This is a genomic window from Sphingomonas sp. (assembly GCF_041661825.1).
Taxonomy (GTDB): domain Bacteria; phylum Pseudomonadota; class Alphaproteobacteria; order Sphingomonadales; family Sphingomonadaceae; genus Sphingomonas.
Genome location: NZ_JBAZTU010000005.1, coordinates 155,983 through 179,803 on the forward strand (window position 1 = coordinate 155,983; position 23,821 = coordinate 179,803).

21 protein-coding genes are annotated in these 23,821 nt (G+C 67.4%); 13 read left to right on the forward strand and 8 right to left on the reverse strand.

Annotated elements, in window-relative coordinates; genetic code table 11:
* Positions 1-1,089 (reverse strand): acyl-CoA dehydrogenase family protein, encoded by a 1,089-nt coding sequence (locus WC729_RS22955; protein WP_372856776.1) that lies wholly within the window; start codon positions 1,087-1,089, stop codon positions 1-3.
* Positions 1,090-1,256: 167 nt separating this feature from the next.
* Here WC729_RS22955 and WC729_RS22960 point away from each other — a divergent pair, with 167 nt between their 5' ends.
* Positions 1,257-2,684, forward strand: coding sequence for an NAD-dependent succinate-semialdehyde dehydrogenase (locus WC729_RS22960; RefSeq protein ID WP_372856777.1), 1,428 nt, complete (start codon positions 1,257-1,259; stop codon positions 2,682-2,684).
* 137 nt (positions 2,685-2,821) lie between these two features.
* Here WC729_RS22960 and WC729_RS22965 read toward each other — a convergent pair whose 3' ends face one another.
* From WC729_RS22965 to WC729_RS22980, 4 genes are read right to left on the reverse strand one after another with little or no spacing between them, the layout of a single operon-like run.
* Positions 2,822-3,580, reverse strand: a complete 759-nt coding sequence (locus WC729_RS22965; protein WP_372856778.1) for an enoyl-CoA hydratase/isomerase family protein — start codon at positions 3,578-3,580, stop codon at positions 2,822-2,824.
* On the reverse strand, positions 3,577-5,070 hold the full coding sequence (locus tag WC729_RS22970) for a 3-hydroxyacyl-CoA dehydrogenase (protein ID WP_372856779.1): 1,494 nt from the start codon (positions 5,068-5,070) through the stop codon (positions 3,577-3,579). Before WC729_RS22970 ends, WC729_RS22965 begins: the two co-directional genes overlap by 4 nt.
* 1 nt (position 5,071) lies before the next feature.
* On the reverse strand, positions 5,072-6,748 hold the full coding sequence (locus WC729_RS22975) for an acyl-CoA dehydrogenase family protein (protein WP_372856780.1): 1,677 nt from the start codon (positions 6,746-6,748) through the stop codon (positions 5,072-5,074).
* A complete protein-coding gene (locus WC729_RS22980) occupies positions 6,748-7,566 on the reverse strand; it encodes an enoyl-CoA hydratase-related protein (RefSeq protein ID WP_372856781.1) in 819 nt (272 codons plus the stop codon). The genes WC729_RS22975 and WC729_RS22980 overlap by 1 nt, the downstream gene beginning before the upstream one ends.
* Positions 7,567-7,809: 243 nt before the next feature.
* Here WC729_RS22980 and WC729_RS22985 point away from each other — a divergent pair, with 243 nt between their 5' ends.
* Positions 7,810-8,865, forward strand: coding sequence for an amidohydrolase (locus WC729_RS22985; RefSeq protein WP_372856782.1), 1,056 nt, complete (start codon positions 7,810-7,812; stop codon positions 8,863-8,865).
* Positions 8,866-8,923: 58 nt separating this feature from the next.
* Positions 8,924-10,420 (forward strand): aldehyde dehydrogenase family protein, encoded by a 1,497-nt coding sequence (locus tag WC729_RS22990; RefSeq protein ID WP_372856783.1) that lies wholly within the window; start codon positions 8,924-8,926, stop codon positions 10,418-10,420.
* Between the two features lie 175 nt (positions 10,421-10,595).
* Here WC729_RS22990 and WC729_RS22995 read toward each other — a convergent pair whose 3' ends face one another.
* Positions 10,596-11,429, reverse strand: coding sequence for a CoA ester lyase (locus WC729_RS22995; RefSeq protein WP_372856784.1), 834 nt, complete (start codon positions 11,427-11,429; stop codon positions 10,596-10,598).
* A gap of 26 nt (positions 11,430-11,455) precedes the next feature.
* Complete coding sequence (locus tag WC729_RS23000; protein WP_372856785.1) at positions 11,456-11,776, reverse strand: 2Fe-2S iron-sulfur cluster-binding protein; 321 nt, start codon at positions 11,774-11,776, stop codon at positions 11,456-11,458.
* A gap of 131 nt (positions 11,777-11,907) precedes the next feature.
* Between WC729_RS23000 and WC729_RS23005 the strand changes: the two genes are divergently transcribed.
* From WC729_RS23005 to WC729_RS23015, 3 genes are read left to right on the forward strand one after another with little or no spacing between them, the layout of a single operon-like run.
* Positions 11,908-12,735, forward strand: a complete 828-nt coding sequence (locus WC729_RS23005) for a MaoC family dehydratase N-terminal domain-containing protein (RefSeq protein WP_372856786.1) — start codon at positions 11,908-11,910, stop codon at positions 12,733-12,735.
* Between the two features lie 2 nt (positions 12,736-12,737).
* Positions 12,738-13,952, forward strand: a complete 1,215-nt coding sequence (locus tag WC729_RS23010) for an acetyl-CoA C-acetyltransferase (RefSeq protein WP_372857182.1) — start codon at positions 12,738-12,740, stop codon at positions 13,950-13,952.
* Positions 13,949-15,307 (forward strand): MFS transporter, encoded by a 1,359-nt coding sequence (locus tag WC729_RS23015; protein WP_372856787.1) that lies wholly within the window; start codon positions 13,949-13,951, stop codon positions 15,305-15,307. The genes WC729_RS23010 and WC729_RS23015 overlap by 4 nt, the downstream gene beginning before the upstream one ends.
* On the opposite strand, the gene gcvA is transcribed toward WC729_RS23015, so the two are convergent.
* Entirely contained in the window at positions 15,277-16,230 is a 954-nt protein-coding gene (gene gcvA / locus WC729_RS23020) for a transcriptional regulator GcvA (RefSeq protein WP_372856788.1), read from the reverse strand. The genes WC729_RS23015 and gcvA overlap by 31 nt on opposite strands.
* A 148-nt stretch (positions 16,231-16,378) precedes the next feature.
* Here gcvA and WC729_RS23025 point away from each other — a divergent pair, with 148 nt between their 5' ends.
* From WC729_RS23025 to WC729_RS23055, 7 genes are all read left to right on the forward strand, one after another.
* Complete coding sequence (locus WC729_RS23025) at positions 16,379-17,134, forward strand: SDR family NAD(P)-dependent oxidoreductase (RefSeq protein WP_372856790.1); 756 nt, start codon at positions 16,379-16,381, stop codon at positions 17,132-17,134.
* 115 nt (positions 17,135-17,249) lie between these two features.
* Positions 17,250-18,389: an ATP-grasp domain-containing protein gene (locus tag WC729_RS23030; RefSeq protein ID WP_372856791.1), complete on the forward strand. Its 1,140-nt coding sequence runs from the start codon at positions 17,250-17,252 to the stop codon at positions 18,387-18,389.
* Positions 18,382-19,242 carry a succinate--CoA ligase subunit alpha gene (locus WC729_RS23035; protein WP_372856792.1) on the forward strand — a complete coding sequence of 287 codons (861 nt, stop codon included), beginning with the start codon at positions 18,382-18,384 and terminating at the stop codon, positions 19,240-19,242. Before WC729_RS23030 ends, WC729_RS23035 begins: the two co-directional genes overlap by 8 nt.
* An 87-nt stretch (positions 19,243-19,329) precedes the next feature.
* Entirely contained in the window at positions 19,330-19,950 is a 621-nt protein-coding gene (locus WC729_RS23040) for a hypothetical protein (RefSeq protein WP_372856793.1), read from the forward strand.
* A 60-nt stretch (positions 19,951-20,010) separates the two neighbouring features.
* Positions 20,011-20,556: an RNA polymerase sigma factor gene (locus tag WC729_RS23045; protein WP_372856794.1), complete on the forward strand. Its 546-nt coding sequence runs from the start codon at positions 20,011-20,013 to the stop codon at positions 20,554-20,556.
* 398 nt (positions 20,557-20,954) lie between these two features.
* A complete protein-coding gene (locus tag WC729_RS23050; RefSeq protein WP_372856795.1) occupies positions 20,955-22,466 on the forward strand; it encodes a von Willebrand factor type A domain-containing protein in 1,512 nt (503 codons plus the stop codon).
* 170 nt (positions 22,467-22,636) lie between these two features.
* Complete coding sequence (locus WC729_RS23055; protein ID WP_372856796.1) at positions 22,637-23,818, forward strand: tetratricopeptide repeat protein; 1,182 nt, start codon at positions 22,637-22,639, stop codon at positions 23,816-23,818.
* Positions 23,819-23,821: the final 3 nt, after the last annotated feature.

Consider the following 23,821-nt stretch of genomic DNA (forward strand, 5'->3'; position numbering starts at 1 on the left):
TCAGGCAGCCTCATCCAGCCGGTCGATCAGCCGGTCGCGCCAGTAGCGCGTACTGCCCATGACCAGCGCCAGCTCGCGGGCGCGGCGGTAATAGAGGTGGCAGTCGGACTCCCAAGTGAAGCCCATGCCGCCATGCGTCTGAATATTCTCCTTGGCGGCGAGGCTGAACGCATCGATCGCGGCGAGCCGCGCGGCGGCGGCCGCGACGGGGAGTTCGGGCGCGTCATTCTCCAGCGCCCAGGCGCCGTACCAGGCATTGGAGCGCGCCAGTTCGAGCGCGACATAGATGTCAGCGAGCTTGTGCTTGATCGCCTGGAAGGACGCGATCGAGCGGCCAAAGGCGTAACGCTCCTTTGCGAACGCCACGGCCATGTCGAGTGCGGCCTGCGCCCCGCCGACCTGTTCGAAAGCGGTGAGGATCGCGGTGCGATCGAGCAGGCGCTGCACGTCGTGCCAGCCCTTTGCGCCATCGAGCCGTTCGGCCGTGGCGCTGTCGAGGGTCAGGCGGACGCTGTGGCGGACGAGGTCCAGCGCCTCCAGCGGCTCGCGCTTCACGCCCGGCTGGTCGAGTTCGACGACCCACAGCCCGTCCCTGGTGGCGACGATGCAGAGATCGGCGATGTCGCCGTCGATCACCGGGAGCTTGGTGCCGGTAAGACCGTTCGCGAAGCTCGTAGCGAGGGCATCCTCGCGCGGATCGCCTGTGCCTTCCGCCAGCGCGAAACAGCCGATCGTCTCACCGCTGGCGAGACCGGGCAGCCAGCGTTCGCGCTGGGCGTCGCTGCCGAACAGCAGGATTGCCTCGGCTGCCTGCTGGATCGAGGAAGCGAACGGCACCGGAGCCACGCCGCCGCCGATCTCCTCGGCGATCATGCACAAGGCTTCATATCCCAGGCCAGATCCGCCGAGGCGTTCCGGGATGGCGACGCCGAGCCAGCCCATCTCCCCGATCGACCTCCAGAATGCCCGGTCGAACGGCGCGCCGGCATCGACCGCCTGGCGCACGCTGCCGCGCGGAAAACTGTCGCGCAGGATCCTGCGGACCTCCTCGCGCATCAGCGTCACATCTTCGGAAAAATCGAAATTCATCGCCTGTCTGGCACCCGCTCCATCGTGCTTCGGGCATCCGGCAAAGGCCGATGCGCATCAACCCGATATAATCTGATAGAGGCGTGATAATCTGTCATTTGGCAAGTCTTCCGAATAAACAATAAGCCACTGATGATGAGAAACGGCCGGAAGAGCAGGAGAGAGTGATGGGCTATCCCGAGCTGAAATTCCTGATCGGTGGGGCATGGCGCACCGCCGCGGCCGGGGAAGAGGTGATCAATCCGTCCGACGGCACGGTGCTGGCCTCGCTGCCGCATGCCGGCAGGGCCGAGCTGGACGATGCCATCGCGGCGGCGGAACATGGCCTGAAGGCATGGCGCGACGTGTCGCCTGCCGATCGTGAAAAGATATTGCTGCGGGCCGCCGACCTGCTCGGCGAACGGCGCGAGCGCATCGCCCTTGCCATCGCGCTCGACCAGGGCAAGACGCTGGAGGAAGCGCGCAGCGAGGTCGATATCGCCCGCGCGCGGATCATGTGGGATGCGGGCGAGGGGCGGCGGCTCTATGGCCGGATCATCCCGGCCCAGCCCGGTTTTCGCAAGATGGCGCTACGCTATCCGATCGGGGTCGTCGCCGCTTTCACGCCGTGGAATTACCCGCTGGCCTCGCCGACTCGCAAGGTTGCCGGCGCATTGGCGGCGGGATGCTCGATCATCCTGAAGGGTGCCGAGGAGACGCCGTCCGGCCCGATGGCGTTGGTGGAGGCGTTCCACGATGCGGGCGTGCCCGAGGGCGTGGTCAATCTGGTGTTCGGCAAACCCGCGGAGATTTCCGACTATCTCATCGCGCACCCGTCGATCCGGCTGGTGACCTTCACGGGATCGGTTCCCGTGGGCAAGCATCTCGCCGAACTGTGCGGGCGCCATATGAAGCCGGCGATCATGGAGCTTGGCGGCAATTCGCCGGTGATCGTGTGGAAGGATGCCGATGTCGATGCGCTGGGCGCGCTGGCAGCCAGGGCCAAGTCGCGCAATGCCGGGCAGGTCTGCGTGTCGCCGACGCGGTTCTTCGTGCATGATGCGGTGTATGAGCGGTTCGTCGAAAGCTTCGGCGCCGCGGCGTCTGCGTTGCGCGCGGGCCCTGCGCTGGCTGAGGAAACCGAGATGGGGCCGCTGATCAACCAGCGCCGCATGACCGCGATCGAAGGATATGTGCATGATGCGCTGGAGCGCGGCGCCCGGCTGGCGAGCGGCGGCGCGCGCCAGGGGAATGAGGGGTTCGTCTATCCGCTGACGGTGATCGCCGATGTTTCGGCTGACGCGCGCGCCATGGTGGAGGAGCCGTTCGGACCCTTGGCCCTGGTGAGCCGGGTGTCGGGGGTGGAGGAAGCGATCGGGCGGGCCAATGCGGTGCCATTCGGTCTGGCTGCCTATGCGTTCACGGATTCGGCGAGCGTGACGGCGAAGCTGATCGACGGGGTCGAATGCGGAAGTCTGTCGATCAACCATTTCACTTCATCCTTTCCCGAGGTGCCGTTCGGGGGGATCAAGGATTCGGGATATGGCCGTGAGGGTGGGTCCGAGGGGCTCGATGGCTACACATATGTGAAGGGCGTGACTCAACTGACAGTCTAACCCCTCTCCCAGCGGGAGAGGGAGGGGCCCATTGCGAAGCAATGGGAGGGTGAGGGCGACGGGCTGGTCCTGCCCTCAACCGCACCCCGCGCTGCTGCGCAGCTTGCCCCTCTCCTGAAAGGAGAGGGGAGGTAGTGTTAAAATCTCGGCTCGCGCTTTTCGCGGAACGCCGCATAACCCTCGGCGAATTCCGACGACATGAGGCATGCCGCCTGGTCGCGCGCTTCGCGGTCGAGTTGCAACACCTGCTCCGCATCGCCGCGCAGGCGCCGTTTCAGCCGGGCGAAGGCCCCCGGGGCAAGGCGGGCGAGCGCCTCCGCACGGGCGACCGCCTCTTCCATCACGCGAGCGTCCTCGACGACCTGATCGGCAAGCCCGAGCGCCAGCGCACGGTCGGCCGCAACATTGCCACCCGTCGCGAACAGTTTCGCCGCCGCTTCCGCCCCGGCGCGGCGCGGAACCGTACCGGAGAGGCCCCAGTCCGGCACCAGTCCGAGACGGATGAAGGGAAAACCGAACACCGCCTTCTGCCCGATGACGATCTCGTCGCTGAGCAGGGCCAGGCCGGCCCCCGCGCCGATCGCGAACCGCTCCACCGCGGCGACGACGGGCTTGGGATAGGTCCAGAGGAGCGACACCAGCCGGTGCCCCTCGCGTAGCCGGGCCAGCGCTGCATCCTCGCTGATGCCGACCAGGCTCGGCAGATCGCCGCCGGCGCTGAACATGCCGCCGGCGCCGGCGATCACCAAAGCACGGATTGCCGGATTGGCCTGCGCGGTCGTCGCAGCATCGATCAGGCCAATGCGCACATTCGCGTTGATCGCGTTGCGCGCGTCGGGGCGGTCGATCAGGAGGCGCAGGATGCCGGGTACCGGCATGTCGGTCCGGACGCTCATACCGCTTGCTGCCCGAGCCACAGGCCAAGCAGCGCGCGGCGGCGCAGCCACAGGCTTGGGCGATAGCGGGGATCGCCCGTCACTCGCTGCAACGATTCAAGGATGGCGAGCACCCGCGCCGCGCCGATCCGGTCGCCGAGCGCGAGCGGCCCCATCGGATACCCCAGGCCGATCCGCACCGCCGCGTCGATATCGTCGGGCGACGCGATGCCGCGCTGGGCGATTTCGCAACCGGTGTTGACGATCATCGCCAGCACGCGCTGCGCGACGAAGCCGGGACTGTCGCTGATCACGCTGACCTTCGTGCCGTCGCTCGCCAGCAACGCGTGCGCTGCGTCGACGATGGCGTGGCGTGTGACCGGCGACGTCATCAAAGTGCGGCGGCGTTCGAAATCGGTGATCGGATCGATCGCGACGCAGCGTGTCGGGTCGAGGCCAAGACGGACGGCGGCGGAGGTGAGGTCCTCGCCCCAGAGCGCGAGCAGCAGGGCGGGATCGGTCGGATCGTCGGGCCGTTCCACCAGCGTGAAACCGGCGTTCGTAACGAGGGCGGTCACCGCCTCTATATCCACTCCTTCACCAAGCCAGATCGGATGCTTCGCCGCGGGAACACCGGCTTCGGCCGGCTCCTGCTTCTGGCCGTCGGGATAGGCGTAGAAACCGCGCCCGGTCTTGCGCCCGTACAGCCCCGCAGCGATCCGGGGCGGGATCAGCGCCGAGGGGCGGTAACGCGGATCCTGCAGAAACTGGTCGTAGATCGACTGCATGACATGACCCGACACATCGAGCCCGGTAAGGTCGAGCAGCTCGAACGGGCCCATGCGAAAACCGAGCCCCTCGCGCACGATGCGGTCGACGCCGACATGGTCGGTCACGCCTTCCTCGACCACGCGCAGACCCTCGGTATAGAGCGCGCGGCCGGCATGATTGACCAGGAAGCCGGGCTGGTCCGCAGCGGTGACGGCGCGGTGGCCCGCGCCCTCGACCAGTGCCTTGAGGCGGTCGGTGACGATTGGCGCGGTCATCACGCCGGGGATGATTTCGGCGAGCTTCATCAGCGGCACGGGGTTAAAGAAGTGCAGTCCGGCGACTCGTTCGGGATGTGCGCATTTGGAAGCGATGGCGCTGATCAGCAGAGAGGAGGTGTTGCTGGCGAGGATGCACTCCGCGCCGACCAGTGCCTCCAGCTCGCCGAACACTTGCTGCTTCACATCGAGCCGCTCGACAATCGCCTCGATCACCACCTCGCAGCCGGCGAGATCGGCGAGCGCGGTGCACGGAATGATGCGGCCCTTGACCGACTCTCCGGCCATGGCGTCGATCGTGCCCTTGGCCACCTGCCGGTCGATCATGCCCGCGACGAAGCGGGCGGCCTCGGCCACCGCCTCCGGGCTGGTGTCGTAGAGCCGCAGCTCATGGCCGGCCTGGGCGAAGAGCTGGACGATGCCGCGCCCCATCACGCCGGTGCCGATCACGCCGATCACCGCCATGTCAGTTCCCCCGCGCGAGCAGGCCGCGCGCGATGACCTGCGCCTGGATCTCGGCCGCGCCCTCGAAGATGTTGAGGATGCGCGCGTCGCACAGCACCCGGCTGATCGGATATTCGAGCGCGAAGCCATTGCCGCCATGGATCTGCAGCGCATTGTCGGCATTGCTCCAGGCGACGCGTGCGGCGAGCAGCTTGGCCATGCCGGCATCGATGTCGCAGCGCTTGCCTTCGTCCTTCTCGCGCGCCGCGACATAGGAGAGCTGGCGCGCGATCATCGTCTCCGTCGCCATCCAGCCGAGCTTGCCGGCGATGCGGGGAAAGGCAGCGATCGGCTCGCCGAACTGGATCCGGTCGGCGGCATAGGACAGGCCAAGCTCGAGCGCGTTCTGCGCCACGCCGACCGCGCGCGCCGCGGTCTGGATGCGCGCGCTCTCGAAGGTTTCCATCAGCTGCTTGAAGCCCTGGCCCTCGATCCCGCCGAGCAGGGCGCTCTCCGGCACGTCGAAATCCTCGAAGGCGATCTCATATTCCTTCATGCCGCGATAGCCGAGCACTTCGATCTCGCCGCCGCTCATGCCGGGGGCGGGAAAGGGGTCGGCGTCGTCGCCGCGCGGCTTCTCGGCGAGCAGCATGGAAAGGCCGCGATACCCCGTCTGCGACGGATCGGTGCGCACCAGCAAGGTCATCAGGTCGCTGCGCGCGCCGTGCGTGATCCAGGTCTTGTTGCCGGTGACGCGCCACACCGGCTCGCCGGCGGCATTGGTCGCGCGCACCGCGCGGGTGCGCAGCGAGGCCAGGTCCGATCCGACATTGGGCTCGGTGAACACGGCGGTCGGCAAGATCTCGCCCGAGGCGAGGCGCGGCAGATAATGGTCCTTCTGCGCCTCGGTCCCGCCGAGCCGGATCAGCTCCGCCGCGATCTCGGACCGGGTACCGAGCGAGCCTATGCCGATATAGCCGCGCGAGAGCTCTTCCGAGACAAGGCACATGGCGAGCTTGCCCAGGCCCGCGCCGCCATAGGCCTCGGGCACGGTCAGGCCGAACACGCCCATGCCCGCCATCGCGGTCACCACGTCGAGCGGAATATAGGCATTGTCGAGATGCCATTGATGCGCATGCGGCGCGACCTTGTCCTCGACGAAGCGCGAGAACTGGTCGGCCATCACCTCGAGCAGCTCGTCGCCCAGCGCCCGGTCCGGCCCCGCGCCGATACCGAGCGACGCGGCGACGCGGGCGCGGGCGTCGCTGCCGCCGGCTGCAATCAGCGCCCGACAGGCCGGGTCTGCAAGGCACGCGGCTGCCTCCTCCTCGAGCCCGAAATCGCTCGGGCGGATCATCTCGACCTGACTCATCGGGATGCCGCCACCGATCTGGGCGAGATATTCAGCGAAACCGCTCGTGAGGATCAGTCGCTCGACCTCGCGCAGCGGCCGCTCCGCCGTCAGCCGCTCAGCCCAGCCAAACAGCGCGCGAAGGGCTGCGTCATAGGTGGCGATCCAGGCCAGGCCATGTGCCGCATGCTGGTGACGATTGAGCAGCGCACCATCGACCTTGCCGCCCGCCGATACGCGTTCTTCCACCGCGATACGGACCGACGCGAGATAGCGTCCGACTGCGCGCAACGCTGCAGCGCAATCGGCGAGCACCATACCGTCCCGATCCCGAACCTCGGCCTCCATCAGGAGCCGCGGGCTTCCCGCCTCCGGCGCTGGCGTTCGCGCCATGCGGTCATCAGACGCTTGGGTTCGTCGGTGGTGTGGGCGCGGCCGACCGCGCGGACCCCCGCCTGCACCGCGTCGCTGATCGACATCTGTTCCCAGTCACGGCACAATTCCTTCTGGATGCGGATCGCGCGCGGCCCCGCCTCGCAGATCGCCCGCACCCAGGTCTCAGTCTGCCGGTCGAGGTCTTCGGGGGCAACCAGCTTCTCGACATAGCCGAAATGATAGGCCTCCTCGGCGGAGATCATCTCGCCGGTGAACACCAGCTCCATCGCCTTGCCCCACCCGACCAGTCGTGGGATCAGGCACGCCTCCATGCCCGAGGGCACGCCGTATTTCACTTCGGGCATGCCGAAACGCGCTCGCGTCGTGGCGACGCGCATATCGCAAGAGGTGGCAATCTCCATGCCCGCGCCCAGGCAATAGCCGTCGATCCGGGCGATCACCGGCACCGGCATGCGGCGCATGCTGTCACAGGCATGATGCGTGGTCTTGCTGCCGGTCTCCGCCACGACGGGGTCGGGAAATTCGGACATCTGGCCGATATTGGCGCCGCCGATGAAATCCTCGCCCGCACCGGTCAGCACGGCGCAGCGCAGCTCCGGCTCGGTTGCCAGCTCGGTCATGATCTTGGCCAGAAGCGCGCGGCCTTCGACGGGCAGGGCGTTCTTCTTGGCGGCGTTGTTGACGGTGACATAGGCGACCCAGCCGCCCTCGGCGCGGTCTTCGCGGCGGACGAGGATCAGGTCTTCCCGCTCGAATTCGTGGGTTGCCACCGATGCCATGCTCACTCCCCCGGACGTTCGCGCAAGTCGGGAACCGCTGGTCGATGCCGTGCGATGCCGCGCTGTTCGTCGCTCCAATCCGCCGGTTTCGGGACGATCAACAAGCCAATTTTCCTGCCCGTTTGATGAGGCCAACTCATGCCGGAGCCGGCGGCATCGCCGGCGAAGGCAGTTGCATGCAAGGGATGCGGGATGCATTCTGCCATGCAGCACATTTCGTGACGGGAGAAGCGCTTGGGATCGATCCCGCACAGGACGATGGCGGAACAGAACCGCTGGCTGGCGGGCGCTGTCGAGGCGGTGATCGATCCTGCCCGGCGGATCGTCGATGCGCATCATCATCTCTGGTGGCGCCCGCCCGAGGCGTATCAATTGCCCGAGCTGATGGCCGACCTGGATTCGGGCCACGACATGCGTGCATCCGTCTTCGTTCAATGCAACGCGATGTACCGCGCGGACGGCCCCGAGGAGATGCGACCGGTCGGCGAGACCGACTATGTGAACGACATGGCGGCGATCGGCGCGAGCGGCCTGTACGGCGATCGGCGGCCCTGCGCCGGGATCGTAGGCTATGCCGATCTGCGGCTGGGTGATGCGGTGGCCCCGGTGCTCGAGGCGCATCTCGCGGCCGGGGACGGGCGCTTCAGGGGCATCCGCCAGCAGGCGCAATGGGACGCGAAGGTCGGCGCGCTCGCGAAGATCACGCCCCCCCGCTATTTGCTCGCCGACAGCGCGTTTCGGCGCGGCTTCGCCCGGCTCGCACCGCTCGGGCTCAGCTTCGATGCCTGGGTCTATTTCACCCAGCTCGATGAGGTGGCGGCGCTGGCCGCCGCCTTCCCGGACACGCCGATCATCCTCGACCATATCGGCGCGCCGCTTGGCGTCGGCCCCTATGCGAAACGGCGCAAGGCAGTGTTCGAGACGTGGCGGGAGGGGATCAACCTGCTGGCACGGCACGCCGGGGTGACGGTCAAGCTCGGCGGGCTCGGCATGGCAGCCTATGGTTTCGGCTTCGAGGCCCGCGAGCACCCGCCTTCGTCCGAGGAACTGGCCCAGGCCTGGGGGCCATACATCATCCATTGCATCGAGGCGTTCGGCCCCGATCGTTGCATGTTCGAAAGCAATTTCCCGGTCGACCGGCAGAGCTGCAGCTACCGGACCCTGTGGAACGCGTTCAAGCGCATCGCGGCCGATTGTCCGGAGGCTGACAAGGACGCGCTGTTCCACGGCACCGCGACCCGCGTTTATCGGCTCGAGCATGATCTGGGGTCGGATGACGGCGACAAATAATCGTGCGGAGCGGCGAGGCGGCCCCGCCTAGATTGCGGGGCACATGGGAGAGGGACACATGGCCTCCATATTCGAAGCCCCGACGGCGCCGGCCGATGCCGCTGCGACCGCCTTCCTCGGCGCAGGCGCGACAAAGCTGCTGATTGGCGGCGAATGGGTCGCTGCGCGATCCGGCGAGACGTTCGCCGCGATCGACCCAGCCACCGGCGAGACGCTCGGCGAGTCGGCGGCGGGCGACAGGATGGATGTCGATGCGGCGGTCGTTGCGGCGCGGGCGGCGTTCGACCAACCGAGCTGGGCCGGCATGTCGCCGCACGAGCGATCCCGCCTGTTGTTGCGCATCGCCGACAAGATCGAGGCGCATCAGGAGGAGCTGGCGCAGATCGAATCGCGCAACAACGGCGCGCCGCTCACCATCGCCCGCGCGCTGGTCGCGGGGGTGGTCGAGACCTTCGTCTATTATGCCGGCTGGCCGACCAAGATCTATGGCGAGACCAACCCGTCGGCGGGCGGTATGCTCAACTATACCTTGCGCGAGCCGGTCGGCGTATGCGGCCATATCGTGCCGTGGAACGGACCGCTCGGCAGCGCCGCGTGGAAGATCGCGCCCGCCCTGGCATGCGGGAATACGGTGATCTTGAAGCCCGCCGAGCAGACCCCGCTCAGTTCGATCCGGCTGGGCGAGTTGCTGCTCGAGGCGGATGTGCCGCCGGGCGTGGTCAACATCGTGACCGGCCTCGGCCATATCGCGGGCGCGGCAATCGCCGAGCACCCCGGCGTCGACAAGGTCGGCTTCACCGGGTCGACCGAGGTGGGCAAGAAGATCCTCATTGCCTCGGCCGGCAATCTCAAGCGGGTGACACTGGAACTGGGCGGCAAATCGCCCAACATCGTCTTCCCCGATGCCGATCTCGATGCCGCTGCGGCAACGGCCGCGCAGGGTTTCTGCTTCCTCTCGGGCCAGATCTGCGTCGCCGCCTCGCGCATCCTGGTCCATCGCAGCGTGCATGACGATTTCGCCCGGAAGCTCGCGGCGCAGGTGGGCGCGTTCAGCGTCGGCGATCCGTTCGACCCCTTGACGATGATGGGGCCGGTCGTATCGCGCGAGCAGTTCGACCGGGTGACCTCCTATTTCGATGTTGGCCGCGCCGACGGAGCCCAACTGCTGACCGGCGGCGCAGCGCTCGACCGGCCGGGATTCTTCGTCGAACCCACCATCTTCGCCAATGCCGACAACCGCATGCGCATTGCCCGCGAAGAGGTGTTCGGTCCGGTCACCGTGCTGATCCCGTTCGACGACGAGGCGGAGGCGATCCGCATCGCCAATGATACGGAGTTCGGGCTGGCTGCGGCGGTCTGGACTCGCGATCTCGGCCGCGGCCACCGGGTGGTGAAAGCGCTCCGGGCCGGCACGGTGTGGATCAACACCTATCTCCATGTCGATCTGATCTCGCCTTTTGGCGGCTATCGCCAATCGGGCATCGGGCGCGAACTGGGGCGGCAATCGATCGATGCCTATACCGAGGTGAAGTCGGTCTATGCGCGGATCGACTGAACGCGCTTAATGCCGTTGCTCATTGTCGATTTTGCATAAGTCTTTGATATTAAAGGCAATGAGTAGATTGAAAATGTCAGCTACCTGCATGACATTTTCAACATGCTGTCGTCGTCCCGGTTCGATTCAACCCGCCGGTTCGCGGCGCTAGTCCGACTCAATGTTTGCCCGCTCCTTATCCTGTCTGCGCCAGCACCTTGCGCGCCTGGCTGAGATGCGGCTGGTCGATCATCTTGCCGTCGAGCTTCAGCGCCCCTGCGCCCGGATTTGCGGCGAAGGCTTGCACCACTGCGCGAGCATGCGCGATCTCCGCCTCGCTCGGGCTAAAGCCGGCGTTGATCGTCGCGACTTGGGCCGGGTGGATCGCCATCATGCCGGTAAAGCCGTCGCGCCGGCCACGCGCGACATAGGCGGCGAGGCCGTCGGTGTCGGCGATGTTGGGATAGACCGTTTCGATCGCCGTCACCGCTGCGGCATGGGCACCGAACAGGGTCAGCGCGCGGACCATCTCATAGGGCGCGGTATAACTCCCATCGGCGTTGCGCGAGGCAGTCGCGCCGATCGCGGCAGGCAAATCTTCGGCGCCCCAGGTCAGGCCGGCGAGATGGGTCGCGACCTCGCCATAGGTGGAGAGCTGGAACACGGCGGCAGCGGTCTCGCTGGCGATCGGCAGGATCGGCGGGGTCGAGCCACCGGCAAGCTCGATCAGCGCGCGGACCGACGGGGCGCCCTCCGCCTTCGGCAGCACGATCCCGTCAGGCCCGGCGGGCAGGATCGCGGCCAGATCGGCGCGGGTCTCGTCGCCGCCAAGCGGATTGATGCGGACGAAGCAGGGCAGGGTGCGTCCGTCCTTCAGCCACGCAGCGATCGCCGCACGCGCCTCGGGCTTCTTTTCGACCGACACCGAATCCTCGAGATCGAGGATCAGCGCGTCGGCGCCGCTCGCCGCCGCCTTGGCGAAGCGATCGGGGCGGTCCCCGGGGACGAACAGCAACGACCGGAGCTTCATTGTCTCACCTTCATCGACACACATCACTATTGCCGCTCTGGCACATGCACGACGATTCCGTCCATGGCAGCGGTCAGCGTGATCTGACAGCTCAGCCGGCTGGTGGCGCGGCGTTCGGCCTCGGCCGCGTCGAGCATCTCGTCCTCGTACGGCGACATGGGCGGCAGGGCGCTCACCCATTCCGCCGCGACATAGACATGGCAGGTCGCGCAGCGGCACGATCCACCGCACCGCGCGAGGATGCCCGGCACGCGCCCCTCGGTCGCGGCGATCATGACGCTGTCACCGACATCGCCCGGAATCCTCCTGCGCGTGCCGTCGACCGCAACGAACTCGATTTCCGGCATGCCGCCTCCGCTTTTGACACGCGATTGATGGACGCGGGCACAGGCCGTCGCACGATGAAAAATTGACAAAGCCGGGGGAAATTTTCTCCGCAGCCGCGACAGCCGCGATCCGACCTCGCATAAGGACCCACGTGGATATCGAGCATCTCAAGTCATGGATCGGTCGCGAGGAGCGGGCCGTCGACCAGGCCTCGCCGGCACCGCTGGCCGGCCTTGCCGCGCTGCTCGACCATGAGGCGCAGCTCCCCGGAGAGGTGCCGCCGCTCGGTCACTGGCTCTATTTCCTGCCGCACGCGCGCCAGTCCGCCATCGACGTCGATGGGCATCCGAAGCGCGGCGACTTCCTTCCGCCGGTACCGCTCCCCCGGCGGATGTGGGCCGCAGGGGAGATAGTCTTCCACGCGCCAATCCGCATCGGAGCGTCGATCGAACGCGTATCGACCGTCGCCGACGTGACGGCGAAGACCGGATCGAGCGGCGAGATGGTCTTCGTCACGATGCGCCATGCGATACGCTGCGACGGCGTGCTGGTCATCGAGGAGCGGCAGGACCTGGTCTATCGCGGGGACGGTAGTGCCGCCGCGCCGCCGCCGGTAGAAGCGCGCGTCGCAGAGGCCACTCGCATCGTCACGCCCGATCCCGTCGCGCTGTTCCGCTATTCGGCGCTGACCTTCAACGGGCATCGCATCCATTATGACCGCGGTTATGCGCGGGGCGTGGAGGGCTATCCGGGGCTGGTCGTTCACGGCCCCTATGCCGCGACCCTGCTGATGGATCACTTCCTGTGCGAGACACCCGGCGCCCGGGTGAAACGCTTCGCTTTCCGTGCGCGCCGGCCGCTGTTCGATACCGCGCCCTTCTCATTGAACCTCAAGCGGACGGGGCGCGGCGCCGAGGTCTGGACCGCTGACGCGGCCGGTCAGCCGGCGATGACCGGGATCATCGAAACGGGAGAATGACTGTGCGCGACGTGGTGATTTGCGAGCCGTTGAGGACGCCGGTCGGCCGCTTTGGCGGCGTGTTCAAGACGCTCAGCGCACATGAGCTTGGCGCGATCGTCGTGCGTGGGCTGCTCGACCGGACCGGCCTGCCGGCCGGAGAGGTCGAGGATGTCCTGTTCGCGCAATGCTATCCCACGATGGACGCGCCGGCGCTCGGCCGGGTGGTCGCGCTGAACGCCGGGCTGCCGATCGAGGTCGGCGGGTTGCAGATCGACCGGCGTTGCGGATCGGGGCTTCAGGCAGTGATCTATGCCGCGATGCAGGTCGCGACCGGTGGCTCGGACCTGGTGCTGGCGGGCGGCGCTGAATCGATGAGCAACGCGCCCTTTTATTCCACCGCCCTTCGCTGGGGCGCGACCGGGGACGGGATGAAGTTCGACGATGCCCTGGCGCGAGGCCGGATCACCGCAGGCGGCGCCCACTATCCGGTGCCCGGCGGCATGCTGGAAACCGCCGAGAATCTCCGCCGCGATTATGCGGTGCCGCGCGCGGAGCAGGATGCTTTCGCCGCGGAATCGCATCGCCGCGCAGTGGCGGCGCAGGATAGCGGCGTGTTTGCCGAGGAGATCGTGCCGGTCGCCGTGAAGACCCGCAAGGAAGAGATGCTGGTCGAGTCGGATGAGCATCCGCGCCGCGGCGTGACCGCGGAATCGCTCGCGTCATTGAAACCGATCCTCGGCGCGAAGGATGCCGAGGCGACGGTGACCGCAGGCAATGCCAGCGGGCAGAATGACGGCGCCTCGGTCGCGATCGTGACCACGGTGGAGAAGGCAGCGGCGCTTGGCCTCAGGCCGTTCGCACGGCTCGTCTCATGGGCCGTCGCTGGCGTACCGCCAAAGACCATGGGCATCGGGCCGGTGCCCTCGGTCGCCAAGGCGCTCGATCGCGCCGGTCTGACCCTCGCCGACATCGACCTGATCGAACTCAACGAGGCATTCGCCGCGCAGGTGCTCGCCTGCACCCGCGAGTGGAAGTTCGGCGCTAGCGATTTCGAGCGGATGAATGTCCATGGCTCGGGCATCTCGCTCGGCCATCCGGTCGGCGCGACCGGCGGGCGGATCATGGCGACCCTGTTGCGCGAGATGGACCGGCGCGGTGCGCGCTACGGCGTGGAGACGATGTGCATCGGCGGCGGGCAGGGGCTGGCGGCGGTGTTCGAACGCCGCTGCGGGTGACCGTGCACGGCCGCGGCAGGCTGGCGGCGTTCACCGTCGGGCTTGCCGTGACCATGTCGGTGCTCGACGGCGTGATGCTCAACATCGCGCTGCCGTCGATCGCCGGGCAACTCGGGGTCGGGCCGGCTGAGGCGATCTGGGTGGTCAATGCCTATCAGCTCGCCGTCGCGCTGGTGCTGCTGCCGATCGGCAAGGCAGCCGACATTTATGGCCATGCGCGCCTCTATCTCGGCTGCATCGCGCTGTTCGGGGTCGCCTCGTTCGGCTGCGCGATGGCGGACGATCTCTGGTCGCTCGCGGCGTGGCGCTTCGTCCAGGGCTGTGGCGGGGCGGGCATCATGGGCGTCACCAATGCGATGTTGCGCTTCGTCTATCCGCCGGAGAAATTGTCGCGCGGCATCAGCGTCAACAGCCTGCTCGTCGCCCTCGCGCTGGCCGGCGGGCCGAGCTTCGCCTCGCTCGTCGTGTCGCTGACGAACTGGCGCTGGCTGTTCATCGTCAACCTGCCGGTGACCTTGCTGCTGCTCGTGATCGGCATCGCCTCGCTGCCCAAGGCGGCCGAGCGCAACGGCGAGCGGCTCGACGCGCTGAGCGTGGTGCTGAGCATGGCGACCTTCGGGCTTGTTCTGCTCGCGCTCGATGCCGTTGCGCATCGCGACGGGGCGGCGGTGCCGCTCGCGCTTGGGATAAGCGGCCTCGCCGCCGGCGTGTTGCTGGTCTGGCGCCAGACGGGCATGGCGATGCCGCTGCTTCCGGTCGATCTGCTGCGCACCCGGCGCTTCGGCCTGTCGGTCGGCACGGTGTTCGCGGCCTCGGCGGCGCAGCTGCTCGCTTATGTCGTACTGCCCTTCCACTTCCAGCAGGATCTCGGGCGGACCCAGATCGAGACCGGCCTGCTGTTCCTGCCCTGGCCGTTGATGCTCGCGGCGGTGGCGCCCTTTGGGGGATGGCTCGGGAACCGGATCGAGACCGGGCCCCTCTGCGCGATCGGGCTGGCGATCTTCGGCAGCGGACTATTGTCGCTCGCCTTGATTCAACCGGGCGCCGGCGTGTGGGATATCGCGTGGCGGATGGGGTTGTGCGGGTTCGGCTACGGAATCTTTCAGCCGCCGAGCAGCAAGGCGGTGATCCTGGCGAGCCCGATCGAACGGAGCGGCAGCGCAAGCGTGATGGGCGCGACGGCACGGGTGCTGGGGCAGGCGAGCGGCGCCGCGGTGGCGGCGCTGATGTTTCGCCTGCTGCCGGCCGAGGGGCGAGTCGTCGCGCTGCTCGTCGCGGCGCTGTTCGCCGCGGCCGGGATCGTCACCAGCCTGTCGCGCGGCCCTCAGCCATTGGCGGCGCGCAGCACCGGATAGGCTTCCTCGCCATGATCGAGCTCACTCAGCTGGTCGAGCAGCCAGTCCCGGAAGATCGCGACATGATCGGCATTGCGCCGCTCGCGCGAGACGGTGAGGTAATAGCCCCGGTCTCGCTTCAGCACCGTCTCGAACGGCGCGATCAGCTGGCCATTGGCGATCTCGTTCTGGAAATAGGCCCGCTGCGCCATGGCGATGCCGACGCCGGAGATCGCCGCCTGGTTAGCCACGCTCAGTTCGTCGAACACCAGATTGTCATGCGGCACCAGTTCGGGATGGCCGGCGGCCGCGAGCCAGTCGGCCCAGTCGTGGCGCCGTCCGTCATGATGGAGCAGCACCTGTTTCTCCAGCTCGGCGAAACTCATCGTCGTCGCGCCGGGTTCGAGCAGCTTGGGGCTGCACACCGGGCGCAATTCCTCGCGGAACAGCAGGGTGCTGTCGAAGCCCTGCCAATGGCCATGCCCGTACCGCAGCCGTACATCGACCTGCTCACGGTTGAAATCGGTGCTGTCGGTCGCGGAGATCAGCCGAACCTTGATGTTGGGATGCTTGACCTGGAAATCGGGGAGCTTGGGGATCAGGAAGCCGATCATGAAGCTGGTGTACGTCCACACCGTCAGCACATGCGATGTCTTGGAGCCGACGAACTCGTCGGTCGCATCGGCGAGCTGGACGAAGATGTCGGTCAGCTTGTGCGCAAGGATTCGGCTCTTCGGCGTCAGCTCGAGCCCGTTGCCGAGCCGTTTGAACAACGGCACGCCGTAATAATCCTCGAGCGTCTTCACCGCGCGGCTGATCGCGCCCTGAGTCACGCAGAGCTCGTCCGCGGCGATGGTGAAGCTCATGTGGCGCGCGGCGACTTCGAAGGCGCGCAACGGGTTGAGTGGGCCGGTGCGGCGGACTGCGCGTCGAACGACGGACATTCTCTCATCCTCTCATGGCTATATTTTATTTGAATGCGGTTCTAACAGCATTCTATACGAATATCCAGCATGCAACCCGACATTCAGCACAGAATGACCGGGAGGACACACTACCCATGACGGGAAGTCATGGCGCGAGGAGAGCCGGATGGAGCGTTTGAGCGGGCGGGTGGCGATGGTGACGGGCGGTGCCAACGGCATCGGCCGGGGCTGCGCCTTGCGGCTTTCGTCGGAGGGTGCGGCGCTCGCGGTGATCGACCGCGAGGAAGATACGCTCGCCGCGCTCAAGGCCGAGGTCGAGGCGGCGGGCGGCACGATCCTGGTGCGTGCGGCCGATTGCACCGATCGGCAGGCGGCGTGGGATTTCGTCGCCGAGGCGGAAGCGCGGTTCGGCAGGATCGACGTGCTGATCAACAATGTCGGCCAGGGCGCGCGCGAGCGGAAATCGCGCTTCCTCGTGTCCGAGGAAGAGGTGTGGCGCTTCGTGATCGAGCTCAACCTGTTCACGACGATGCGTTTCTCCCGCGCGGTCGCGCCTGGCATGGTCGCGCGAAAATATGGCCGGATCATCAACATGGCGTCGGAGGCGGCGCTGACCGGCCCGATCGGCAGCCATGATTACAGCGCGGCCAAGGCCGGGATCATCGGCTTCACCCGGGCGGTGGCGCGGGAACTGGCGCCCGACGGGGTGACGGTCAATGCGCTCTGCCCGGGCCCGATCCTGACGCGGGCGCTGACCACCAGCAAGGATCCGGTGGTGGCGGAGACCATGGCGCAGATCCCGGTCGGCTTCGTCGGCGAGCCTGAGGATGTCGCGGCGATGGCGGCGCTGCTGGCGAGCGACGAGGGGCGATTCATCACCGGCCAGTCGATCGTGGTGAATGGCGGGCGCTGGTGGGTTTGATGCGCCTCACCACACCGTCATGCCGGACTTGTTCCGGCATCCATGGTTCCGCGAGAGCTGCGGTTGGTGCGTTTGCGGGACGATGGGCCCCGGAACAAGTCCGGGGTGGCGGGTCATGATGCTGCTCGAACACGACGCGAAGACCCTGCTCGCCGAACTCGGCCTGCCGGTCCCGTATGGGCAACTGGTCCGCGTCGGCGACGCCGTCGACGCGACCTCTGGCGCGGTGAAGGCCCAGGTTCCGGTCGGCGGCCGCGGCAAGGCTGGTGGCATCAAGGTCGCGCGTGATGCGGCGGCGGTATGCGCGGGACTCGACGCGATCCTCGGCATGATCATTCGCGGGCACAAGGTCGCGGCCTGCCGCATCGAGGAACTCGTCGACTACCAATATGAAACCTATCTCAGCTTCACCCTCGACGCCGGGCCGGCGATGGTCCGCGTGATGATGTCGCCGCAGGGCGGCGTTGATATCGAGGAGGCGCACGACGACCTGATCGGCGAGAGCGTCGCGCTCGACCCGGCGGCAATGCGCGATGCGGTGGAGCGACTGTCGGCAGCGCTGCCTGATGCGGTGCGGGGCCCGATGCGCGAGGCGGCCGAGGCGCTGATCCCCGCGTTCTTCGAATACGAAGCGTTGCTGCTCGAGATCAACCCGCTCTTCATCCGTGCCGATGGCAGCTGGATCATCGGCGACACCAAATTGGCGATCGACGAGAACGCACTCGAACGCCGGCCACGGCTGGTACGCGTGATCGAGGAAAACGCCGATCTCTACCCGGAAGCCGCACTGAAGCTGGCGCAGGGTTTCGATTTCGTCCGGCTCGACCCGCGAGGCGATATCGGGCTGATCACCACCGGTGCGGGGCTCAGCATGCAGTTGATCGACGAACTGGTCGCGCGTGGGCGCGGCCCGTTCAACTTCTGCGACATTCGCACCGGCCAATTCAAAGGCGACCCCGCCCGGCTGATCCAGGTGATGGAGTGGATCGCGGAGGGGCCGAACATCAAGTCGGTGCTCATCAACTTCTTCGCCGGCCACACCCATCTCGGCGAGATATCCCGGCTGCTGATCCAGGCGATCGCCGCCGTGCCGCAGTTGAAGGCACCGATCACCGCGCGCTTCATCGGCAACGGGCTGGAGGAAGCGCGGGCGATCATCGCCGAAGCGGGCAACCCGATCGCGATCGAGACCGACCTGGAGCGCGCGATCGATCTCGCCATCGAGCGGGCCGGCGCGGAGACCGTCGATGCGTGAGAGCTTCCTGAGCGCCGATGCGCCGGTCATCGTCCAGGGCATGACCGGGCGGGCTGGGCGGACTCACACTCTCTCGATGCGCGCTTATGGCACCAATATCGTCGGCGGAGTCAGTCCGCGGGACGAGGATGTCGGGGGGATCCCGGTGTTCCGCACCTGCGCCGAAGCGGTCGCGGTGACCGGCGCCGTGGCGAGCGTCGCGATCGTGCCGCCGCTTGCCGTGCTGCCCGCGATCCTCGACGCCATCGCCGCCGGTATCCGAACAGTGGTGACGATCACCGAGGGCATGCCGATCCATGATGCCGTGAAGGCGAAGCACGCGGTCGCAGCGGCCAGCGCGCGCTGGATCGGGGCATCCACCCCGGGCATCGCGATCCCGGGCAGGATGAAGCTGGGCTTCCTCCCCGACGTCTCGCTCGCGCCCGGCCGGCTTGGCGTGATGGCGAAGAGCGGCACGCTTTCCTACGAGGTCTGCCACCGCCTCGTCGCGCGCGGGCTCGGCCAGAGCCTGTGGGTCGGGGTGGGTGGTGATCCGGTCAAGGGTACGCGCTTCGCTGACATGCTGCCGCACTTCGCGCAGGATGCCGGCACCGACGCGCTGGTCATCATCGGCGAGATCGGCGGCAATGAGGAAGAGGAGCTGGCGGCGGCGATCCGTGACCAGGGCTTCGCGAAACCCGTCTATGCGCTGGTCGCCGGCCAGGCTGCGCGCGAGGGCGTGACGATGGGCCATGCCGGCGCGCTGATCCACGGCAATGTCGGCACGGTGGAGAGCAAGAGCGCCGCGTTGCGCGGCGCGGGCGCGCTGGTGTTCACGCGGATCCAGGATCTGGTGGACGCAGTGGCGGGGTGAAGGCGAGGGTGGCCATGGTGCCGGAGCGCTCGCCCTTTCTTAACCCGGCCGATATATCAGCCTCGCGACACGATCCGGGGGAAGAGCATGTTCGGGTGGTTCGGAAAACGAACCCGCGAGACGCGGGACGACAGCATAAGGCAGATCATCCCGCGGGAGCTGTGGGAGGACGAGATCGGCACTGCGATACATGACGCAGGGCTGTCGCCGGACGATGGCACCAATCCGGCGCCGATGGATCCGGTCGATGCGCGTATCGCTGCGGAGAAGCTGGCGCATGAAGCCGTGCTCGCCGGGGAGAATGCGCGGATCGGTGCGGAGCATCCGGGCTGTCGCGTCGCGACGCAATTCATCCTGACCGACGATATCTGGAACGGCCCGCATGCCGAGCTGCTGCTCGATGTCCTGGAGCTGACTCCCTATTGGCAATTCAACACGCGGTTCCTCCCCGCCGATGAAGCGTCCGCGCGGACCATGGGGCTGCCGGTCCACCATCTGGGCCAGTTCGGCGACGTCCTCGGCGTGGCGGACGGCCATATCGCCGACCTCGCCGAGCGCTGCGGTCTGGGCGATATCGCGACGGGGCGTACCGCGAGCGACGAAGCGAAGGAGGAGATGAAGCGCGAACTCGCCGGGCTCACCAACCATTATTACGAAGAATGCATCCTGCCCTTGCTGCGCGAGAACCCGTATCCCGCCGGCGATTGAGTAGTCTGGCGGTGCGGTCCGCGATGGCATCCGCACCATGAATGATGCACACAGCGGCCTGTGGGAGATATCGGGGACGATCCGGACAATGACCTGGTCGCCGCCGCCATTGGCGGCGATCGCGACGCGTTCGGTACGCTGCTCCAGCGTCACTATAACCGGATCCACGGCCTCGCCTGGCAGCTGACCGGATCGCGCGCCGACGCGGACGATATCGCGCAGGATGTCTGCTGTACCCTGGTCGAGAAGATCGCCGGATTCCGCGGCGAGGCGAAGTTCACCACCTGGTTGTGCGGCATCGTGGTCAATGCCTGTCGCGACCAGAAGCGCCGGCGCCGATCGTTCCTCGGCTTCACCGAACGGCTCGGCGTATTGACCGGGCTCACGCGCGGACCGGACGGGCGCGACCTGCACGACGCGATGTGGGTGAGGAGCGCCGTCGCACGACTGAAGCCGGCCTATCGCGATGCCGTGGTCCTCGTCGCGGGCCAGCAGCTCAGCCATGCCGAAGCGGCCGAGATATTGGGGGTGGCGGAATCGACCGTCTCCTGGCGCATGCACGAGGTGCGACGGCTGCTCGCGACCGACCGGCCCGAGGGCGGCTGACCGGCGCCGCGGCTCTTCAAAAATAATTTCAGGGGCTCCCAAGGATATCCCGGCGAGCGGCGTCGAAGGGACATGCGGACGATCGTGCGCCGCTGTCACCAGGGAGAGTTTCTATGCCCCGCCTACACCCGGCCGCCGTCATCGGGCTGACCGCCATGCTCCTCGCCTCCTGTGCTAGGTCAGGCATCGAGTCAGCTGGCCCGCCCGCCACTCCATCCGCCCCTGGGGCAAACGATATCGTCGTCACCGGCACGCGCTCGGAGGCGCCGTCCGTCGCCCAGAGGCAAACTTCTCCAGTGACCGTTGCGGACCAGTCGGCGATGTCCGCACCACCGCCCCCGCCGCCGCCGCCCCCGCCGCCATCTCCGGAGCCGGTGCCGGTCGTCACAGGTAAGATGATGGCTTCGCGCGCCTATGCCCCGGTGGCGGAGGAGCGTTTCCGCATGCCGTCGCCAGTGTATCAGGACGTCGGACGCGACAAGTTCACCGCCACGGCGGAAAATCCGTTCAAGGTCGTGCGGGAGGACCCCGTCTCGACCTTCTCGATCGACGTCGACACTGCTTCCTATTCCTTCGTCCGCGCGTCGCTCAACCGCAATGTCCTGCCCCAGCCGGCGGCGGTGCGGACCGAGGAGATGGTCAATTATTTCCCCTATAGCTATGTGAGCGCCCGCTCCGCCGATCAGCCGTTCAGCACCAATGTCGCGGTCTTCCCCAGCCCCTGGACGGCGGGGCGCAAGCTCGTCCGCATCGGCATTCGCGGCTATGAGATTCAGCGCGCGACCCGGCCGCGCGCCAATCTCGTCTTCCTGATCGACACCTCGGGGTCGATGAACGCCCCCAACAAATTGCCTCTGGTCAAGCAGTCGCTGGCCATGCTGCTCGATCAGCTCGACGCCAATGATCGGGTCTCGATCGTCACCTATGCCGGCTCGGCCGGTACCGCCCTCGAGCCGACCCGCGCGAGTGAGAAGGACCGGATCCTGGCGGTGATCGACCGGCTCGGCGCGGGCGGCAGCACTGCGGGTGCCGAGGGCATCCGCCAGGCCTATGCGCTGGCGGAAGCCAATCTCGATCCCAGGGGCGTCAACCGGGTCATCCTGGCGACCGACGGCGATTTCAATGTCGGCATCACGAACCAGGATGAGCTGAAGGGCTATATCGAGCGGGAGCGCGGCAAGGGCGTCTTCCTCTCCGTGCTCGGCTTCGGCATGGGCAATTACAACGACGCGCTGATGCAGGCGCTGGCGCAGAACGGCAATGGCGCCGCCGCCTATATCGACACGGTCAGCGAGGCGCGGAAGACGCTGGTCGACGAAGCGACCTCGACCCTGTTTCCGATCGCCAAGGACGTGAAGATCCAGGTCGAGTTCAACCCCGCCACCGTCGCCGAATATCGCCTGATCGGCTATGAGACGCGCATGCTCGCCCGCGAGGATTTTGACAATGACAAGGTCGATGCGGGCGATGTGGGGTCGGGCCAGACGGTGACCGCGATCTATGAGGTGGTGCCGGTCGGCGGCCCGCGCAGCATCGGTGACCTGCGCTATTCCCAGCCTGCGCCGGTCGCGGATCGCGTGGCCTCGCGCGGCAGCGAATATGGCTTCGTGAAGATCCGCTACAAGCTGCCCAAGTCGGATACGAGCCGGCTGATCTCGACCCCGATCGACCGCACGTCCGAGGCATTGCGGTTCGAGGACGCGCCGCGCGATGCGCGCTTCGCGACTGGCGTCGCGGCCTTTGCCGAGCTGCTGCGCGGCGGCAAGAATAACGGATCGATGACGTATGACGATGTACTGCGGATCGTCACCGCGACGCGCGGCGAGGATGATTTCGGCTATCGTACCGAGTTCGTCCAGCTTGTCCGTGCGGCGAAGTCGGCGGGGGCGCTCGCCCGGCTGGAGCGCTAGCGCCGGGGGCGGGTGCGGCGGACACCGTCGCATCCGCCTGGTTGCGGCCGATCGCGCATTCGACCAGCCCGTAATTGAGGCTATAAGGCCGGCAGATGTCCCTTTCGTCCCCTTGCTTCAGGCTCCTGCCGGATTGCCGCGTGATCCGCTCCGCCGACGGGGCGTCGTGAATGTCCACCGATAGCGACCTCTCGGCATCGCTGCCCGAACCGCCGCCGCCCCGGCCCGACCGGCGCGACGCGGCGATCGAGGCGGCGATGCGCCGTTTCGACGGGGTGGCCGACACGTCGCGTGCCCCCGATGGCCCGCGCGCGGCAGGGCCGGCGCCGTGGCGGATCGGCCGGCCACAGATGGGCGCGCTGGTCACCGCCGCGCTGGTCGCGGTGATCGGCCTGCCGGTCTGGATGGCGACCAACGATCGTTTCGCCACTACCGACGGGGAGGCCCCAAGCATGCCGACGCCCGGGCCGATGGCCGGTCAGCCGATCCCGCCACGGCCGGTGGCGACCCCTGACGGGGCGCCGGTCGTTCAATCATCCGGGAGCAAGCCCACCGTTTCAGATTCTGCGGCCTCCACGCCCGCCGAGCGCGACGCCGGCAAGGCCGAAGGGCAGGCGGAAGAGCCCGCGGTTGCTCCCGCCCCGGAACCGGCGCCGTACGCCGCGTCGCCGCCGCAGGCCGTGCAGATGAAGCAAGTGGAAACCATGGCTGACCGCGTCGCGTCGTTCCGGCACGCTGATGCGGCGCCACCACCTCCGCCGCCTCCGCCTCCGCCTCCGCCAGAACCAGTGCCGGTGATCGCGGCACCCCAGGGGGCACCCGCGACCATGGGGATGCGGGAGGAGCGCGCCTCCAACAACGACATCGTCGTGACCGGCACGGCGGTACGGTCGCCCGCGGCCTTGCGACGTGCGCGCAAGGCGAGCGAACGCGGCGACTGGAACGCCTGCACGGTGAACGATCCGGGCGCCGATCTCGCTGCCTGCAAGAAGCTGGTCGATCCAGGTGCGTCGGGCGCCGCCGGTCGCGCAGCGGCCCATGTCGCGGACGGCCTCTCACGCGCCTGGCGGGGCGACACGGACGGCGCGATCGTCGCGTTCGATCAGGCCATCGGGATCGCGCCGAAGCTTGCCATCGCGTGGCTCAACCGGGGCCTCGCCCATCAGCGCAAGGGCGAGCTGGATCATGCCATTGCCGATCTCGACAAGGCGGTGCGCTATGCGCCCGGCACGGCGCGGGTCTATTATAACCGCAGCCTGTTGTTTCGGCAGCGGGGCGATGTCCGCCGCGCTGACGCCGATGCGGAGCGCGCGCTGGACCTGGACGCGCGCTACGAGGCAGTGATCGAATAGATA